At 68.6% G+C, this 18,576-nt stretch carries 10 protein-coding genes; 7 read left to right on the forward strand and 3 right to left on the reverse strand.

The window, feature by feature from the left end; all coding sequences use genetic code 11:
• The first annotated feature begins 214 nt into the window (after positions 1-214).
• The 3 genes from AB0E69_RS14345 to AB0E69_RS14355 all read left to right on the forward strand — a co-directional run bounded on the left by AB0E69_RS14345 (position 215) and on the right by AB0E69_RS14355 (position 4,962).
• Complete coding sequence (locus tag AB0E69_RS14345; protein WP_360145934.1) at positions 215-1,519, forward strand: cytochrome P450; 1,305 nt, start codon at positions 215-217, stop codon at positions 1,517-1,519.
• 256 nt (positions 1,520-1,775) lie between these two features.
• Complete coding sequence (locus AB0E69_RS14350) at positions 1,776-3,368, forward strand: GGDEF domain-containing protein (protein WP_360144293.1); 1,593 nt, start codon at positions 1,776-1,778, stop codon at positions 3,366-3,368.
• A gap of 25 nt (positions 3,369-3,393) precedes the next feature.
• Positions 3,394-4,962: a GGDEF domain-containing protein gene (locus AB0E69_RS14355; protein ID WP_360144296.1), complete on the forward strand. Its 1,569-nt coding sequence runs from the start codon at positions 3,394-3,396 to the stop codon at positions 4,960-4,962.
• On the opposite strand, the gene AB0E69_RS14360 is transcribed toward AB0E69_RS14355, so the two are convergent.
• Together AB0E69_RS14360 and AB0E69_RS14365 are read right to left on the reverse strand one after the other, a co-directional pair.
• Positions 4,956-6,224, reverse strand: a complete 1,269-nt coding sequence (locus AB0E69_RS14360) for a class I SAM-dependent methyltransferase (protein WP_360144299.1) — start codon at positions 6,222-6,224, stop codon at positions 4,956-4,958. The genes AB0E69_RS14355 and AB0E69_RS14360 overlap by 7 nt on opposite strands.
• 355 nt (positions 6,225-6,579) lie before the next feature.
• Entirely contained in the window at positions 6,580-10,212 is a 3,633-nt protein-coding gene (locus AB0E69_RS14365) for an NPCBM/NEW2 domain-containing protein (RefSeq protein WP_360144302.1), read from the reverse strand.
• Between the two features lie 157 nt (positions 10,213-10,369).
• On the opposite strand from AB0E69_RS14365, the gene AB0E69_RS14370 reads away from it, so the two are divergent.
• A complete protein-coding gene (locus AB0E69_RS14370; RefSeq protein ID WP_360144305.1) occupies positions 10,370-11,728 on the forward strand; it encodes a hypothetical protein in 1,359 nt (452 codons plus the stop codon).
• A gap of 293 nt (positions 11,729-12,021) precedes the next feature.
• Positions 12,022-14,769 carry a type I DNA topoisomerase gene (gene topA / locus AB0E69_RS14375; RefSeq protein WP_360144308.1) on the forward strand — a complete coding sequence of 916 codons (2,748 nt, stop codon included), beginning with the start codon at positions 12,022-12,024 and terminating at the stop codon, positions 14,767-14,769.
• A gap of 22 nt (positions 14,770-14,791) precedes the next feature.
• On the opposite strand, the gene AB0E69_RS14380 is transcribed toward topA, so the two are convergent.
• The gene (locus AB0E69_RS14380) at positions 14,792-15,205 is read right to left on the reverse strand and encodes a hypothetical protein (protein ID WP_360144311.1); all 414 of its coding nucleotides are present in this window, start codon (positions 15,203-15,205) and stop codon (positions 14,792-14,794) included.
• 84 nt (positions 15,206-15,289) lie between these two features.
• Between AB0E69_RS14380 and AB0E69_RS14385 the strand changes: the two genes are divergently transcribed.
• Together AB0E69_RS14385 and AB0E69_RS14390 are read left to right on the forward strand one after the other, a co-directional pair.
• The gene (locus tag AB0E69_RS14385) at positions 15,290-15,718 is read left to right on the forward strand and encodes a Fur family transcriptional regulator (protein WP_360144314.1); all 429 of its coding nucleotides are present in this window, start codon (positions 15,290-15,292) and stop codon (positions 15,716-15,718) included.
• 65 nt (positions 15,719-15,783) lie between these two features.
• Positions 15,784-18,549: a glycoside hydrolase family 2 TIM barrel-domain containing protein gene (locus tag AB0E69_RS14390; protein ID WP_360144317.1), complete on the forward strand. Its 2,766-nt coding sequence runs from the start codon at positions 15,784-15,786 to the stop codon at positions 18,547-18,549.
• Positions 18,550-18,576 lie beyond the last annotated feature (27 nt).

An 18,576-nucleotide genomic window follows, 5' to 3' on the forward strand; every position in this document is an offset into this window, starting at 1 on the left:
GCACGTCCGGGTGCGGTACAGGTAGATGCCGGTAGAACCAAGGATCCCTGATGTGACAAGGTTCGTGCTGGCATGACCGTGGCCCCCTCCCATGGTGGTGTCAACGCCACTCCCGGAGTAGTGCCAACACCATCGGATCTGCTCCCTGGCGACGTTAACTTGTGGGTGACGAAAGCGGTCGGGGGCAGCAGTTCAGAGAGGGCGCGTGGAAGTCATGGTTGCGACATACCTGAAGAGATGGGTCGGCAACCGCATCTTGAGTAGGACCACCCGCAAGGGTGGTCTCGACCTGTCGAAGATGCGGATGTTCCCCAGCTCGGTCTCGATGCCGCTGCGGCGGCACGGGGTGGACCCGGTGCCCGCGCTCGGCGAGGTGCGGGAGAAGGAGCCGGTGCACAAGCTGGCGCACCTGTTCGGGCTCAACATCTGGGTGGTCAGCGGGCACGCCGAGGCCAAGGTCGTGCTCAGCGACACCGCGAACTTCAGCAACGACATCCGGCCGCTGGTCGGCTCGGACCCGAACAAGCCGTCCGAGGGGATCGGTGGGCTCGGCTTCACCGACCCGCCGGACCACACCCGGCTGCGCAAGCTGCTGACGCCGGAGTTCACCAAGCGGCGGCTGGCGCGGCTGGAGCCGGCGATCGAGAAGATCGTCAACGGCCAGCTCGACGAGATGGAGGCCAAGGGCCCGGTCGTCGACATCGTCCGGGATTTCGCCTTCAACGTGCCGTTCCTGCTGATCGCGGATCTGCTCGGGGTCGAGGAGCAGGACCGGGACCGCTTCCGCGCGCTCGGGCCGGCGCGGTTCGACCTGTCCGGTGGTGGGATCGGGGTCTTCGGGTCGGCGAGCGAGTCGCGGGAGTTCCTGTTCGAGATCGTCCGCAAGCAGCGGGCGAACCCGGGTGACGGGCTGATCGGGTCGATCATCCGCGCGCAGGGGGACGAGATCGACGACGTCGAGCTCGGTGGGCTCGCCGACGGGGTGTTCCTGGGCGGGTACGAGACGTCGGCGAGCATGCTGGCGCTGGGGACGCTGGTGCTGCTGCGCGATCCGGCCAACTTCGAGCGGATCCGGAACGAGCCGGGAGCCGTCGACGAGGTCGTCGAGGAGCTGCTGCGGTACCTGACGGTGGTGCAGGTCGCGTTCCCGCGGTTCGCGAAGCACGACCAGGAGCTGTTCGGTCACCAGGTGAAGAAGGGCGACCTGGTCGCGGTGTCGCTGTCCGGCGCGGACCGCGACAAGCTGGTCTTCGGCGAGGACGCCGAGGACTTCTATCCCCGTCGTACGGTGTCTGCGGCGCACTTGGCCTTTGGCCACGGTATGCACCGCTGCGTGGGCGCGGAGCTGGCCCGGATGGAGCTCCGAGCAGCCTTCCTGGCCCTCGCCAACCGCTTCCCCGACCTCGCCCTCGCCGTCCCCGAAGACCAACTCCGCTTCCGCGACTTCTCCCTCGTCTACGGCGTCGAGTCCCTCCCCGTCCGCCTCCAAGCCACCCCCACCGAAGCCGCCGCCGGCTAGCCGACCAAAGCAACCACCCTCAGTCCCTCCCGCACCGGATGAGACTGAGGGTGTTTTGCGTTGCCGCGGAAACGTCCGACTGCTTCCGATCGAGTGGGTGGATCCGTGGGCAAGGGCCGCGACACCCAGTACCCTCTTTGTGGCACTAGGTGGTCGTTGGCCGGATCGGGTCGTGACACCGGCGAGGTTGGTGGTCACAATGGGCGGTCCGGCCCGAGGCGCGGGTTCGGATCAGGGAAGGGCCGCCGGCGGGGTGATGGGTAGGGGCGAGATGGGGATGGGCGATGCGCTGACCGCCCGGATCGCCGTCGCCATGACGTCGGCTCAGTCGGGCGGTCACGCCAGCGCCGCAGCGGAGATCGAGGCGATCCGCGCCGAGCTGAACGGCGTCCCCAGCTACCAGCTGGCCGCCGCGGAGTACGTCCGCGGTGTCACCGCCCACCACACCAGCGACGCGGACGAGGCCCTGAGGGCTGTCGACGCCTGTATCGAGGTCGCGCGGGCGATCGACGAGCCGGGCTGGGAAGCGAACGCGCTCCCGATCCGGATCATCAATCTCGCCCGCAGCGGCCGTGGCGGCGACACGGTCAACGATCTCGTCGCCGCCGAGGCAGCGCTGAGCCGGACGAAGGACCCCGGCCTGACCGCGTGGGCGCACACCGGCCTCGGCTACGCGTACGACGTACTCCGCCTTTTCGAACTCTGCATTCCGCATTACGAGCTGGCCACGAAGCTGGACGACGACGTGTTCGAGCTGGCCGAGTCCGAGGCGATCGACCGGCTCAACCTCGCCGAGACCTATCTGCGCTGGGCGCACGAGCTCGAGCGGCTCGGCGATCCCTTGTATACAAGAGAGATCGTCGAGCGCCGGGCATCGGCCGCGTACTGGGCCCGCGAGGCCGAGCAGGTGCTGGTCGACGACGAGACCCAGGAGTTCTGGCGGCTCAGCGCCCGCCTCTGGCTCGCGGCCGCCGGGACCGACGAGGATCCGGAGCGCGCCGCCGCAGACCTGACCGAGATCCGCGACGAGTTCTGCAAGCACGGCGAGACGGAGCGGCTGTCGATCGCCGGCGCCTACCTGGCCAGGGCGCTGCAGGCGCACGGCAGGTCCGACGAGGCGAAAGCCGCCGCCGACCGGGCCGCCGCCAATCTCATTCCGTTGGCCGACCCATCGACTCAGGTGCTGGTCCTGCAGACCCGGTCCGAGATCGCCGCAGCCGTCGACGAGCCCGGAGCCGTTGCAGGCTTGGAGTACGCGCGGTCCGTCGCCCGCGGCTGGTGGAAGGAGCGCCAGCGCGGGCTGAACGCCGTACGGCATGCGCTTGCCGTGCACGATCTCTCCGCGCGCCACGACGCCGAGTGGCACGCCGCCCGGCAGGATCCGCTGACCGGTGCGGGCAACCGGCGCGCGCTCGACGAACGCCTCACCGCGGCCCGCGATTCGGGCCGGGCCGTTACCCTGCTGGCGATCGACGTGGACGACCTGAAGATCGTCAACGACACCTACGGGCACGCCTCGGGGGACGAATTGCTGCAGGTTGTGGCGAATCTCCTGGTAGAACAGGCGCGAGCCACCGATGCCGTGATTCGATCGGGTGGCGACGAGTTCTTCGTGGTGCTCGACCAGCCCGACGCCAAGGGCGGTGCCCAGCTGGCCGAGCGGATCCGGGTGGCGGTCGGTGCGATCGCGGCGGCGACGGAGAAACCGTGGCTGCGCCGGCTCGGGCTGAGTCTCGGGTACGCCGCGACCGCCGAAGGCGTCGGTGTGGAACAGTTGATCGCCACCGCGGACCGGCGGTTGTACGGGGACAAGCGCCGCAAGAAGGTGGGCGGCACCGCAAACGGGTGAGGCACGGCGAGCAGGGGAGGTGCTGGTGCGCGAGACGTCGGGGGTGACGACACGGATCGCGGCGGCGATGACACGGGCGCAGTCGGGCAGCTCGGCCGAGGCCGCGCTCGAGATCAGCGCGCTGCTCGCCGAGCTCGGGCCGGAGCCGACCCACGAGCGCGCCGCGGCCGAGTACGTCCGGGCCGTCGCGGCGCATCACGCCACCGACGCGGTCGAGGCGCTGGAGGCCGTCGACGGCTGCATCCGGGTCGCCCGGGCGATCGACGAACCGGGTTGGGAGGCGAACGCGATCGCGATCCGGATCGTCACGCTGATCCGGACCGGTGAGGGCGGTGACTCCGTCGCGGACCTGGTCGCTGCGGAGAATGCGCTGTCCCGGACGCGCGACCTCGGTCTGGCCGGTTGGGCGCACACCGGTCTCGGGTACGCGTACGACCTGCTCCGGCTGTACGAGCTGTGCATCCCGCACTTCGAGCTCGCCGCCGAGGGTGACCACGACCCGCTCGGTCTGCCCGAGGCGCCCGCGATCAACCGGCTCAACCTGGCCGAGTCCAACCTCCGCTGGGCACACGAGCTCGAGCGGCTGGGCGACACGACGTACGACGAGGAGGTGCGCGAGCGGCGGCGTGCTGCGCACCGGTGGGCGGGTGAGGCGGTCGAGGTGATCGTTGCCGCCGACCTGCTCGGGTACTGGCCGATCGCCGGGCGCATGTGGCTGGCGGCGAGCAACGACGAGGCCGACGCGGCCGAGGCCGCGGTGATCCTCAAGGACTGCCGGGACCAGCTGGCCAAGCTGGGTGACCCGGAGCTCGCTGCCATCGCAGGTGCTTACCTGGGCAAGGCGTACGCGTCGCTCGGTCGGCTCGACGACGCGATGCAGGCGGCGGACCGGGCGGCGAGTGACCTGCCGCCCACGTCGGATCCGCCGGTGGAGGCGCTGATCCGGCACACCGCAGTACAGATCGTGGCGCAGTCTGGCGATGCCGGTGCGGCCACTGGGCTGCAGTATGCGCGTGCCATCACCAGAGGGTGGTGGGCGGAGCGGCTGCGCGGCCTGTACGCCGTGCGGAGTGCGCTGGCGAACCATGAGCTGTCCATCCGGCACGACGCCGAGTGGCGGGCCGCGCGGGAGGACCCACTGACCGGTGTAGGCAACCGGCGGGCGCTGGATGAGCGCATGTCGGTGGCGCACGACTCTGGCCGGTCTGTGGGGGTCATCGCCATCGACGTGGACAACCTGAAGGTGATCAACGACAGCTACGGGCACGCCTGCGGTGACGAGGTACTGCGACGGGTCGGGCAGCTGCTGACCGAGCAGTGCCGGGCCGAGGACGTGGTGGCCCGGGCCGGTGGAGACGAGTTCGTCGTCGTCCTGGACAACCCGGACGAGCGTGGTGCGCCGGAGCTGGTGGAGCGGATCAAGGCCGCAGCGGACCGGGAGGCGGCGCGGGCGGAGGCGCCGTGGTTCGCCATGCTGCGGCTGAGTGTGGGGCAGGCGAGTAGCACGGACGGTACGCCGATGGGCGAGCTGCTGACTGTGGCCGACCGCCGGATGTACGCCGAGAAGCGTCAGCGCCGGCGGGCTGCTCAGTAGTTCAGGAAGCCTTCTACGACAAGGCGCCTGATCTGCGGCAGGTAGTCGGCGAGGAGGTCGACGACCGGGCGGTCCATCAGGTCGGCCAGGGCGGCGAGGATCTGGCCGGTGCTGAGGTCGCCGTCGCACGCACCGACGAAGCCGGCCAGGACGGTGTCGACCTGCTCGGCACGTCGCATGCCCCGCTGGCGGCGCAGCACGATGGTGGCCGGGTCCTCCGCGCCCGGTTGACCAGTGGTCTCCTGGACGACGTCGTCCGCGACCCGCAGGTGCAGGGCGGTCAGGTCGCCCGGGAGCCCTTCGAGGCGCTCGAATCGGTGCAGGACGTGCGGTCCGATCGGTCGCTCGATCTCGTACGGCCACTCCTCGGCCGTGAGGGTGCCTGGGACGTTGTGCAGGGTGATCCAGCCCATGCCGATCGCCTCGACGCGTTGCTCGGTCAGCCAGCGCATCCACTCGTCGTACCGCTGGGTGTACGCCGGTGAGCCGTGCAGGCCCGCGTCGCGCAGCCAGAGCTCGACGTACTCCGCTGGGTCGAGCTGCTCGCGCTGCACGACCCAGGCGGACCGGTCACCGGTCCAGCCGGCGAGGCGGTCCTGCCAGTCCTCGCCGGTGACACAGGTCCAGTTAGCGAGCAGCTGACACCAGCCGCCGTCGGTGAGGTGGTCTGGTGCGTTTCGTACCAGCTGCTCAACCACGGTGTCACCGGCGAACCCGGTCTCCCGGTAGGTGAGCCCTTCGCCAGGCGGTGAGATGACGTACGGCGGGTTGCTCACGATCAGGTCGAACCGCTCGCCCTGCACCGGCTCGTAGAGGCTGCCGTCGCGGACGTCCAGCTCGACGCGGTTGAGGGCTGCGGTCCAGCGGGTCAGGTGGATCGCCCGCGGGTTGACGTCCGTGGCTACGAGCTGGTTGACCCGGTCGCTGAGGTGCAGCGACTGGGTGCCGCACCCGGTGCCGATGTCCAGCGCCCGCTCGGCCTTCACCGGGACGGTCAGCTGAACAAGGCTGAGGCTGGCAGGTGCGATGCCGAGCACGTAGTCCTGCCGCATCGGCTCTCTGCGGCCGTCGAGCCCCGGGGTCGGATCTGCCACCACCCACCACTCGCGGTCGTCCTCCGCAAACGGCCTGATGTCAAGAACTGCCCGCGTCTCCCCGGCGCCGGTATCGGTGATGCCCAGGGCAACCAGATCGACACCTGGAAAAGCCTGTCCTACAAGGGCTTGCGGGACCGGCCGCTGCAGCACGAACAACCGAATCATGGTATCGAGAGGATCACCTGAACCGGTCCGCTGAAAAGCCAACGCGGTCTCGTTGCGTCCCAGCGCGCTATTGGCCCGCCCACCCAGCCGCTCGGAGACCCCATCAACCGTATACCCCGCAGACGTGAACGCCCCTCGAAGCCCGTCCACGTCCTTCCCCGTCAGCTCATGCACAGACAGATTCTCCCATGGACCGACAGACGCGACTGGTCTGGAGGACGATCCCTGGGAACGATCAGCTGAAATGACGTACGGGCGTGGAACCCGCAGTCGCGTCCACGCCCGTACCATCTTCATTCATTCAGCCGATCGCCAGCGCCGGCCACCACTCTAAATTTCTTCTCTGTTCTTGTTTCTATGGGTTGCAGGTGATTTTGGCTTCGGCCCAGTCGGCGTGGTCGCTGGTGTTGCCGTCGCCGCCGTCGGTGACCTGGAGGGTGAGGGTTTGGGCTCCGGTGATGTCTACCGAGGTGGTTGCGGTGGGTGAGGTGCCGGTCAGTTGGTCGGAGGTGTACTTCGCTACGCCGTCTGCGAGGACCTTGAAGGTGACCTTGCCGCGGTCTTCCATTTCGTCGTCGATGCCTAGTTTGCTGGTGAACGTGGTGCAGTTGCCGCCGAGGCGGACGCTGACCGAGGACGGGGCGTGGGCGCCTAGACCCTTCGCGTACTGCGTTCCGTCCAGCGTGAGCGGGCCGCCGTCGCCGGCGGCGTCCTCGCCGTTGCTGTGGTCGCGTTCCACCGGCCCCCACCCGTTGGTGGCGCCGAGGAACTCCAGGTCGCTGACCCAGTTGTCGGCCTTGGGTGCCGGGGGCAACGGTTTGTTCGCGATCGTCGCCGCGAAGAAGCCGAGCCCGCCACCGGGGAGCTTGATCGCCTTGACGGTCTTGCCGGGGTCGAGCGGTACGGCGGTGTAGAAGACCCGGTAGTCTGTCGTGGTGTTGCCCAGACCGGACGGCGTATAACGGCCCTTGACCGAGACGGCGAGCTTGGCGCCGCCCGTCGTCGGATCCTGGCAGCACCAGTTCGGGAGCTGGAACGTGCCTTCGGACGTGCTGCCGTCGGTGTAGATGATCGTCACCGTGCCGCGGGCGTTGAGGCTGGCGCCTGCACTCAGTAGTGCGAGGTGCGAGCCGGTGCCGGAGACGAGGATGGGCGCGGACTGGTTCTTGACGGTGTTCGGCGTACCGGGTGCGCCGGTCGGCCAGGTGAATTCGGCGTCCTGGACCGTCACCTTCGCGCCTGGCGTGTAGCCGGCTGCCGCCAGCGCCTCGCCGTTGAAACTGTCACCCGATCCGTCGAAGTTGCCTTGTTTGTAAGTGGTTGCGTCAGTGATGCCGACCAGGTTGGCCGCCTGGGACAACGATGCGTACGGCAACTCGGCCGTCGCCGAAGCGGTATTGAAGTAATTCTTGCCTTGAGCAACGTACGACGCCTTGAGTTCCAGTGTGAAGGTGGCCGGTTTGACGTCTGCGCCCGGAGTCACCTGGAGCTTGGTTGTGATCGCCTTCCCAGGGTCGACCGACGCGAACGTGTTGGTACCGGTGACGGACCAGCCGGCCGGCACCTGCGCGTCCAGGTGGACGTTGCGCACGGTGGTGCCGGTGTCGTTGCGGAACGACGCGGTCACCTCGGTTGCCTGACCCGGAGCGTTCCAGAGCGACGGTGTGGTGAGCTCCGGCGTACCGAAGGTGTTGGTGACGTCCGGACCGCCAACCGACGAGGTGCCGGAGAGGCGGACCAAACTGCTTCGAGTCGTCGGGATCGCAGCGGTCTGGATCCGAACGACTCCGTTGGAGTACGACCAGGCGACCGCCCGGCCGTCGATGGAAACAGCGTGCGGCGCGGAGCCCGTGTGAACTGTCAGCTCGTAGGGGCGGGCCGTCGGCTTGCCGTTGTACGAGCCGACACTGGCGCCGAGCTTGACGGTCACATCACCGCGGCCTTGCTGCGGGGCGTCCACCGTGAAGGTCTGCGTCGCCGACTTGGTGGAGCGCGTGACACGGTCGTCCTCGTACAGGCTGAAGGACGACGTGCCGGACGGGTAGATGTCCAGGCTCAGGCGGTCGCCAGGAGCCTGCTGAGCGGCGTTGTTGATGCCCGGCTTCCACATGGGGACCACAGCGCCCGCCTTGACGAACAGCGGAAGCGTCTCGAGCCCGGCGTGGTACCCGTTGATCGTCGTCGGGCCCTGGTAGACCCGACCGGTCCAGTAGTCGACCCACTGGCCCTTCGGCAGGTAGATGCCGTTCTTGACCTCGTCGGCGCCCCACATCGGCGCCACCAGGAACTCCTTGCCGGCCAGGAACTCGTACTTCGTCGTGTCGTCCCACGTCTTCGGGTCGTTCGGGTACTCCAGCACGAGCGACCGCGCCAACGGAGTACCCGTCCGGTGCGCCTCGGCGGCGTACGAGTAGAAGTACGGCAGCAGCCGCTCGCGCAGCTTGAGGTACTTGCGGTTGATCGAGGTGTACGGGTCGCCGTACGCCCAGGGCTGCTTGTACGCCGGAGTCGACCAGCCGGACATGCTCATCAGCGCCGGGGTGAACACCTTCCACTGCAGGTCGCGCACGTACGACTGCGCCGAGCCACCGAAGATGCCGTCCACGTCACCGGCGCTGTAGGCGATACCGGAGTTACCGGAGCCGGCAATGGCCGGGATCTGCCACTTGATGGCGTCCAGCGAACCGCTGTGGTCGCCGGTCCACTGCACTGCACACCGCTGCGCGCCGGCCCAGCCCTCGACCATCCAGGCGAACCCACGGGCGTCGCTGTACTGCTCGATGCCGTCGTGCGCGGTGTCGCAGGCGCTCAGCGCGTACCGGTAGCCCGGGCCGACCCACGCCACGTCCAGCTTGCGCACGCGGACGCCTGCTTCGCCCACCTCTGCCGGCTGGCGGTCCAGCGAGGACTGGGTCCACAGACCCATCTGGATGTTCCGCTTCCGCAGCTCGTCACCGGTCTGCTTCAGCGCGGGGATGTCGCGCTTGCCCCACCACGTGCCGTCGACCTGCTCCGACTCGGTGTTGGCGGAGTACCCACAGCCGTAGTCGTCGTTGACCAGCATCCAGCCGCCGGGCATGTCCTCGTCCTGGAACCGCTGCGCAACCTTGACCGCGTCCAGCGTGGTCGTCTTGTCCGGGTTGACCTTCCAGTCGTTGCTGGGGTCGGGATCGGTCGCGTAGTGGCCGCGGTTGTAGCAGTCCGAGTCGCCGTACTCGAGTCCGTAGACAGGTGGCATGAACGGCCGGCCGGTGAGCTCGGTGTAGCGGTCCAGCGAGGTCTTGAGGTCGCCGATGAAGTAGTACGCGTCGAAACGCTGCTCGTCGTGCGTGATGGCGACCGGGCTGGTGAAGCTGTAGCTGCCCGGAGTGAACGTGTTGCGGAGTACGCCGTACCCAGCGGTGCTCATGTAGTACGGCGACGCGTTCGGGTTGCCGCCGTCCTCCCAGTTGAAGTCTCTGGTGACCTTGATCGTCTCGTCGCGGTGCGAGAAGCGGCCGTTCTGCATGCCGCCGCCGAAGAACTGCTCGTTCGCCCCACGGTCGAGCGTTTGTGTGGTGGACGTGTCGGTCCACGACAGGGGTGCGCTCTCCGACCACACCAGCTGACCGTTCGACCGGTACACGGAGAACTTCAGCGGGTGCTTCTGTGCCCGGACCTCGATCTTGCCGGTCGCGAGCGAGTAGTAGGACCCGCGGTCGCTCCAGGAGGTCCTGGGCGTGCCGTAGTCGGTTTTGGCGACGATCTGGGAGCCCTCACCGGTGGCGGCGTCGGTGAAGTTTCCGTCCGGCGCCATCCACAACCGGAAGACGTCATCCTTCAGGAACGTCACCCGGACCTTCGCGGCCCCTGCGGACAGCGTGTACGTCGCTGTGCCGGGTGCGAAGCCGGTCACGTCACCGAGCGTGGTGGCGTCGGCGTGGGCCGGAGCGGCAGTGCACACCAATCCACCGGCAAGGAGGGCCAAAGCGATTACTGAACGTTTCATGCGGACAAAGATGCTCACGAGTGCCTCACTTCACGCATCTATGAACAAGATGGCGTCATTGAAGCTCACCCGCGTCCGGTTGTCACCACTCCGGCCGTGACGAAGTTGGGACGAGGTCGCCATCACGGGGTGAACTGGGCCGGTGACGATGAGTCGCATGGCGAACAGGCGTCCCTCCAGCCTCAGCAGTCACACTGCTACCAGGCGGCACGTCCTGATCGGCGGCCTGGCCGCGGGTCTCGGACTGGCTGCCTCAGGGCCGGCGCACGCCTCGTCAGTGGACCCGACCCGGGCCGGAGGCGAGTCCGGACCGGTCGGGTTCCGCACGAACGGCGACCCCGACTTCCACCCGGTGACGTTCGAGCTGCCGGCCCCGACCGGCCGGAAGGCGCTGGGAACGGCGGCAATCCACCTGGTCGACCGGTCCCGGCAGGACCCGACGATGCCGAGCGGTAGCCGGGAGCTGATGATCAGCGTCTGGTACCCGGCGTCCCGGTCCGACGAGTCGCCGGTCGCGAAGTACATGCCGGCGAAGACGGCGGTCGCGGTGGACGACGCGTGGACCGGTGAGTACGGGCTCGCGCTGCCGAGCGGGTCGTTCGACTTCGCGAACACCGAGACGCACTCGCGGACCGGCGTACCGGCGCAGGGGCCGCGGCACCCCGTCGTACTGTTCTCGCCCGGCTACCAGTACAGCCGCTTCGTGAACACCGCGCAGGTCGAGGACCTGGCGAGCCGTGAGTACGTCGTGGTGACGATGGACCACACGCACGAGACACCGGTGGAGTTCCCCCGCGGACGGTTCCTGCCCGGCGTACCGCCGACGCAGCTGCCCGATCCGGACTTCACCCGGCGGCTGGTCGAGACGCGGACGGCAGACGCGCGGTTCGTGCTGAACCAGCTGGAGCTGATCGCCGACGGGCAGAATCCCGATGCCGAGGGCAACGATCTGCCCGAGGGCCTGGCGGACGCGATGGACCTGCGCAGGATCGGCATGTTCGGCTTCTCGCTCGGCGGGTACGCGACCGCGAACACGATGCTCGAGGACCGCCGGGTGCTGGCCGGGCTCGATCTGGACGGCACGCTGCAGGACGACCGGGCGAAGGGACCGCTGGCCGAGGTCGCCGAGAAGGGCCTGGACCGGCCGTTCCTCCTCTTCGGCTCCGACGAGACCCAGCGGACCGATCCGGCCAAGGACGGCTACGACGAGTCCTGGGCCAGCTTCTGGGCTGCCCAGCGCGGCGGCAAGCTCAACCTCGGCCTGAAGCACACCAAGCAGAAGGCGTTCACCGACTACCAGTTCGTCTTCGACCAGCTCTTCCGCGGGATCTACGGCGACGACCCGATCATCAGCTCGGTGATGAAGGCGCTCGTCGGCAGCGCGAACCCGCACCGCAGCGTCCTGGCCCAGCGCGAGTACCTCGGCGCCTTCTTCGACCAGACCCTGCGCCGCCGCCCGGAACTGCTGCTCCGCGGCGACTCCCCGAAGTACCCCGAGGTCCACTTCAGCCGGTGACGGCGGCCCGATTCGCGGATCTCCGGTTTGTCGGGGACCGTGGGCGTGGTTCACTCAGTGACAGCGGTTCGTAGTCGGCGCTTACCCGCCGGAGTGGGTACGACGCGCGGTAACCAGGGTTTTCGGATACTTTCTGAAACCCTGAGGAGTGCCGCGGCGCCGTGACCGGTTACCGTGCGTCGAGAAATGCGTTGCCATCGGCCGTACCCTGTCCTCGGACGGGCCGGGCTGTGCACGGGGGAACAGACGTCGGGACAGAGACGTTGTCGGCAGGACGAAGAGTAGGGAGTGCGGTGGCAGGGGCAGCAGGGACCAAGACAGCGGCGGGCAGCCGGCTGGTGATCGTCGAGTCGCCGAAGAAGGCGCGGATGATCGCCGGCTTCCTGGGCTCCGGGTACGTGGTCGAGTCCAGCTTCGGGCACATCCGGGACCTGCCGAGCGGGGCGGACGAGATCCCGGCGAAGTACAAGGGCCTGCCGTGGGCACGGCTCGGCGTCAACGTCGAGGACCACTTCGACCCGCTGTACGTCGTACCCGCCGACAAGCGCGCCCAGATCCGCAAGCTGAAGGACCTGCTCAAGGGTGCCGACGAGCTCTTCCTGGCCACCGATGAGGACCGCGAGGGCGAGGCGATCGCCTGGCACCTGCTCGACGAGCTGAAGCCGAAGGTCCCGGTCAAGCGGATGGTCTTCCACGAGATCACCCCGAAGGCGATCCAGGACGCGGTCGGCAACGCCCGGGACATCAACGAGGCTCTGGTCGACGCGCAGGAGGCGCGCCGGATCCTGGACCGGCTGTACGGCTACGAGGTCTCGCCGGTGCTCTGGAAGAAGGTCATGCCGAAGCTGTCGGCGGGCCGGGTGCAGTCCGTCGCGATCCGGATGGTGGTCGACCGCGAACGCGAGCGGATCGCGTTCCGGAGTGCGTCGTACTGGGACCTGGACGCCACGCTGGACGCCGGTGAGAGCCGGACGCCGCGGCAGTTCCCCTCCCGCCTGGTCTCGGTGGACAGCAAGCGGGTGGCGCAGGGCCGCGACTTCAGCTCGACCGGTGAGCTCAAGGGCGCCAACACCGTCCATCTGAACGAGGAGACCGCGACCGCCCTGGCCGGCGCGCTGCGCGACTCTCAGTTCACAGTCCGGTCGATCGAGTCCAAGCCGTACACCCGCCGTCCGTACGCGCCGTTCCGGACCACCACGCTGCAGCAGGAGGCCGGCCGCAAGCTCGGCATGTCCGCCTCGCAGACCATGCAGGTGGCCCAGCGGCTGTACGAGAACGGCAACATCACCTATATGCGTACCGACAGCGTGACGCTGTCGGACACCGCGATCACCGCCGCCCGGGCACAGGTCCGGGAGCTGTACGGCGCGTCGTACCTGCCGGACAAGCCGCGCGTCTACACCTCCAAGGTGAAGAACGCGCAGGAGGCACACGAGGCGATCCGTCCGGCCGGTGAGCACTTCCAGACCCCGGCGCAGACCGGGCTGTCCGGTGCCGAGTTCCGGCTCTACGAGCTGATCTGGATGCGGACGATCGCGTCCCAGATGAAGGACGCGGCCGGGAACAGCGTCTCGATCAAGATCGATGCGACCGCGGCCACCGGCGAGCAGTGCGAGTTCACCTCGTCCGGCCGGGTGATCACGTTCCACGGGTTCCTCAAGGCGTACGTCGAGGGCCAGGACGACCCGTCCGCCGGGTCGGACGATCAGGAGACGCGGCTGCCGGACGTGGCCGAGGGCGACGTACTGCCCGCGGTCGAGGTGCTGGCGTCGGGGCACGAGACGAAGCCGCCGGCGCGGTACACGGAAGCCACGCTGGTCGGTGGGCTGGAAGAGCGGGAGATCGGGCGGCCGTCGACGTACGCCTCGATCATCGGCACCATCCAGGCCCGCGGGTACATCTACAAGAAGGGCACCGCGCTGGTGCCGGCCTGGCTGGCGTTCGCGGTGGTCCGGCTGCTCGAGGAGCACTTCACCCGGCTGGTGGACTACACGTTCACCGCGTCGATGGAGGACGTGCTCGACGAGGTCGCCGCTGGTGAGCTGCAGCGTGAGGGTGTGCTGGCCCGGTTCTACTTCGGTGACGACGAGCTCGAGGGTCTCCAGTCGATGGTGACCGACCTGGGCGACATCGACGCCCGGGAGATGTCGACGTTCCCGGTCGGTGGGGACGACTCGGGTGTGGTGGTCCGCGTCGGGCGCTACGGGCCGTACGTCGAGGACAAGGACGAGCGCCGGGCGAACGTACCGGAGGACCTGCCGCCGGACGAGTTGACCGTGGAGAAGGCGCAGGAGCTGCTCGCGCAGCCGTCCGGGGTCGAGATCGAGCTCGGTGCGGCGCCGGACACCGGCCTCAAGGTGGTCGCGAAGGCGGGCCGGTTCGGGCCGTACGTGACCGAGGTGCTGCCGGAGGACGCGCCGAAGGGTGCGAAGCCGCGGACCGGGTCGCTGCTGAAGTCGATGGCGCTGGACAGCGTCGGGCTCGACGACGCGATGAAGCTGCTGTCGCTGCCGCGGGTGGTCGGGGTCGACCCTGCGAGCGGCGAGGAGATCACCGCGCAGAACGGGCGGTACGGGCCGTACCTGAAGAAGGGGACGGACTCACGGTCGCTGGCGACCGAGGAGCAGATGTTCGACATCACGCTCGACGAGGCCTTGAAGATCTACTCGGAGCCGAAGCAGCGTGGCCGTCGGGCCGCGGCGCCGCCGCTGAAGGAGCTGGGCGAGGACCCGGAGTCCAAGAAGCCGGTGGTGGTGAAGGAGGGTCGCTTCGGTCCGTACGTCACGGACGGGGAGACCAACGCGACGCTGCGCAAGGACGACTCGGTCGAGACCATCTCGCTGCTGCGGGCGGCCGAGCTGTTGGCTGACAAGCGTGCTCGTGGTCCGGTGAAGAAGACCGCCAAGAAGGCGCCGGCGAAGAAGACGGTCGCCAAGAAGACGGCGGCCAAGAAGACCGCTGCTACCAAGAAGACTGCCGCTGCCAAGAAGACCGCCGCGAAGAAGACGACGGCCAAGAAGGCGCCGGCGAAGAAGAGCTGACGGACTTTGCAGTCCTTCGGCTTCAGCCGCCGAAGCTGCTGAAGCCGCGGATGATGAAGTAGAGCACGACCGCGAAGAACGCGGCGAAGAGGATCGCGACCGGCACGGCCACCCAGAGCGGTGGCCGCCGGGCGCGCACCGCGGCGCCGGTGGTCTGGCTGACGATCTCCTTGGCAACCACGCGGCCGCTGCGCCACTTCCCGGTGACGGTGACATCCTCGCCGTCCACGACCTGACCCTCCAGGGCGGTCGCGCGCAGCTCAACGAGCACGGGCTGCTGCGGCGTGCCGACACTGTCCTGTTGCGCGAGCCGGAAGGTCAGCACCTGGATGGAGCCGTTCTCGGAGCGGCCCTCCGAGCGGTACTGCACGTTCTGGGCGATCCCGCGGAGCTCGGCCGCGCCTCGGCGTACGACGGCATTTTGCTGATCACTCATCGAAGTTCCCCCAGGTGTGAGACGTGGTAAACGGAACGTACATTGGTTGAGGTCAGGAGTGCCGGATTTCGGAGGAGCGCGCGGATGACAAGTGCGGTCGAGGTCAGCGCGCAGCGGTTGCGGGAGCGCGGGGAGCGGGTCACCCCCGCCCGGCTCGCGGTCGTCGAGGTGCTCGCCGGCACCGAGGAGCACCTCAGCGCCGAGCAGATCGGCGAGCGCGCCGAGCAGCTACGCCCCGGGATCCACCGTGCGACCGTGTACCGCGCGCTCGACGCGCTCGGTGAGTTCGGGCTGGTCACGCACGTACACCTCGGCCGCGCCGGGACGACGTACCACCTGGCCGGAGACCTGGCTCCCCGCCACCTGCACCTGCGCTGCTCCGAGTGCGGAAAGGTGTACGACGCCCCCGGCGACATCCTCGAAACCGCCCGCAAGAAACTAGCCCGCGACCTCGGCTTCCACCTCGCTCCCGAACAGGTCGCCCTCGTCGGCGTCTGCAAGGACTGCCAGTAGTCCTGCTGTCCATATCTGTTCATCGGTGTGGATTCGTGAGCGGGGGTGGCTTAGGGTCGGGTGTTGTGACCGACTATGTCGAGGACTTTGCGTCGGGGGCGAACGTGCTGGCGCCGCGGGCGTGGCTGGATGACGACGCGGCGCGGGTGGCGCTGAGCGGGGAGTGGAGCTTCCGGCTGTCGCCGACGATGGCGGATGCGCCCGACGACCTGAAGGACCCGGACACGTCCGGCTGGGACACCATCGCCGTACCGGCGCACTGGCAGCTGCAGGGGTACGGCGCTCCCGCGTACACGAACATCGTCTATCCGTTCCCGCTCGAGCCGCCGTTCGTGCCGACGGACAACCCGACCGGTGACTACGTCCGGACCGTGACCGTGCCGGCGGACTGGGACGGCGCGCGGATCGTGCTGCGGTTCGAGGGGGTGGACTCGCGGTTCGCGGTCTACGTCAACGGTTCGGAGGTGGGGTGGTCGTCGGGCTCGCGGCTGCCGTCCGAGTTCGACGTCACGTCGTTGGTTGCTCCGGGCAAGGAAGCGCGGGTCGTCGTCCGGGTGCACCAGTGGTCGACCGGCAGCTACGTCGAGGACCAGGACATGTGGTGGCTGTCCGGGATCTTCCGCGAGGTCAACCTGCTCGCGCTGCGTCCGGACGCGCCGACCGACGTGTTCGTGAAGGCGGCCTGGGACCACCTCGACGGCGCCGGCACGCTGCTGGTGGAGTCCGACGTACCTGGGATCGTCAGCGTGCCCGAGCTCGGGCTGGAGCTCCCGACCGGTCAACACACTCGCGTCGAGGGCGTGCAGCCGTGGAGCGCCGAGGTGCCGCGGCTGTACGACGCCGTACTGCGGACGTCCGGCGGTGAGGTCCGGCTGCGGATCGGGTTCCGGACGGTCGCGATCGTGGACGGCATCTTCACCGTCAACGGGAACCGCGTGCTGTTCAACGGCGTCAACCGGCACGAGTTCCACCCGGACCGCGGGCGCGCGCTGACCGAGCAGGACATGCTGGACGACGTACTGATCATGAAGCGGGCCGGGATCAACGCGGTCCGCACCAGCCACTACCCGCCGCACCCGCACTTCCTGTCGCTGTGCGACGAGTACGGGCTGTACGTGATCGACGAGTGCGACCTGGAGACGCACGGGTTCGGGTACGAGCCGGAGCTGCCGGACCTGCCGAACCCGGTGATGGACCCGCGGTTCCGCGACGACCTGGTCGACCGGATGCGCCGTACCGTGCACCGCGACAAGAACCACCCGTCGATCGTGATCTGGTCGCTCGGCAACGAGTGCGGGATGGGCGAGAACCTGCGGCACATGTACGACGCCGTGAAGGAGTTGGACCCGTCGCGGCCGGTGCACTACGAGCGCGACACCGAGGCGGAGTTCGTCGACATTTACTCGCGGATGTACACCTCGCCGGAGGGGTGTGCGGAGATCGGTGCGGATGCCACGCTCTACCGGAACCTGCCGTTCATCCTGTGCGAGTACGGGCACGCGATGGGGAACGGGCCGGGCGGACTGCTCGACTACCGCGCCGTGTTCGAGCAGTACCCGCGCTGCCAGGGCGGATTCATCTGGGAGTTCATCGACCACGGGCTGCGGACGACGATCGACGGGCGCGAGGTCTACGCGTACGGCGGGGACTTCGGCGAGTCGATCCACGACGGGAACTTCGTCTGCGACGGGCTGCTGTTCCCGGACCGGACTCCGTCGCCCGGCATGCACGAGTACGTCAAGGTGATCGAGCCGCTCCGGATCGTTGCTGATGGCAATGGTGTTTCGATCACCAACCGGTACGAGGTGCTGGACACCAGCCATCTGACGTTCACGGTGGTCGCGGAGGCCGGGGGTGAGCGGATCGGTAGTGGTGTGCTGACGGTGCCGGTGCTGCAGCCGGGTGAGTCGGCGACGGTCGAGCTGCCGCCGGTGGACGCTTCGCAGCCCGAGACGTGGGTGACCGTGACGGCTTCGCTGGCCGCTGACACGCCGTGGGCCTCGGCGGGGCATCGCGTTGCCTGGGGTCAGGTCCGGCTGGACGAGCCGGTGCCTGCCGTTGCTATGCCGGCTGGTTCGCCTGCTGTCGGTACTGCCGGCGTTGGCGGCCTGGCTGTTGCGGGTCTGGAGAACGTGCGCCTGGACGTTTGGCGGGCGCCGATCGACAACGACGGGATCCCTGGGATCGCTGACGGGTGGCGCGAGCAGGGTCTGCACCGGGTGCAGCACCGGATCGTGTCGCAGGGCGAGCGGGACGGCGCGTGGGAGGTCGTGACGCGGACGGCGCCGCCGGCGCTGCAGTGGGGCCTGGTCAGCACGTGGAGCTGGACCGCGGTCGACGGCGCGGTCGTCCTGGACCTGAGCGTCGTACCCGAAGGGCAGTTCCCTGAGGTCCTCCCGCGCCTGGGCATCACCTTCGAACTCCCGAAGGTGCAGCAGGTGGAGTGGTTCGGCACGGGTCCGCTGGAGGCGTACGTCGACACTCGGGCGGCTGCGGCGGTCGGCAAGTACTCCGCCACGGTGGCTGAGCTGCAAACGCCGTACGTCCGCCCCCAGGAAAACGGTCACCGCATCGACACCCGCTGGGCCCAGCTGGACGGCCTCCGCATCGAGGCCCTGGACACCCTCTTCGGCCTGACGGTCCGCGACTGGACCACCCAGGCCCTGGAGACGGCCAAACACACCCCCGACCTAACCCCCGGCGGCACCACCCACGTAACCCTCGACCTAGCCCAAACCGGCATAGGCACCGCCGCCTGCGGCCCCGCCATCCCCGACCGCGACAAACTCAAAACCGGCCCAGCAACCCTCCGCCTACGCTTCACCAACTGAAGAGCCGTGCCACCTCGCCCTCCCGGC

This window comes from Kribbella sp. NPDC026611, from assembly GCF_040638345.1.
GTDB lineage: Bacteria > Actinomycetota > Actinomycetes > Propionibacteriales > Kribbellaceae > Kribbella.

Excerpts from the sequence above, each read along its gene's own strand:
- AB0E69_RS14350 (WP_360144293.1), top strand. The coding sequence starts at position 1,776 with ATGGGTAGGGGCGAGATGGGGATGGGCGATGCGCTGACCGCCCGGATC.
- AB0E69_RS14370 (WP_360144305.1), top strand. The coding sequence starts at position 10,370 with ATGGCGAACAGGCGTCCCTCCAGCCTCAGCAGTCACACTGCTACCAGG.
- AB0E69_RS14380 (WP_360144311.1), bottom strand. The coding sequence starts at position 15,205 with ATGAGTGATCAGCAAAATGCCGTCGTACGCCGAGGCGCGGCCGAGCTC.
- AB0E69_RS14345 (WP_360145934.1), top strand. The coding sequence starts at position 215 with ATGGTTGCGACATACCTGAAGAGATGGGTCGGCAACCGCATCTTGAGT.
- AB0E69_RS14360 (WP_360144299.1), bottom strand. The coding sequence starts at position 6,224 with ATGATTCGGTTGTTCGTGCTGCAGCGGCCGGTCCCGCAAGCCCTTGTA.
- AB0E69_RS14385 (WP_360144314.1), top strand. The coding sequence starts at position 15,290 with ATGACAAGTGCGGTCGAGGTCAGCGCGCAGCGGTTGCGGGAGCGCGGG.
- AB0E69_RS14365 (WP_360144302.1), bottom strand. The coding sequence starts at position 10,212 with ATGAAACGTTCAGTAATCGCTTTGGCCCTCCTTGCCGGTGGATTGGTG.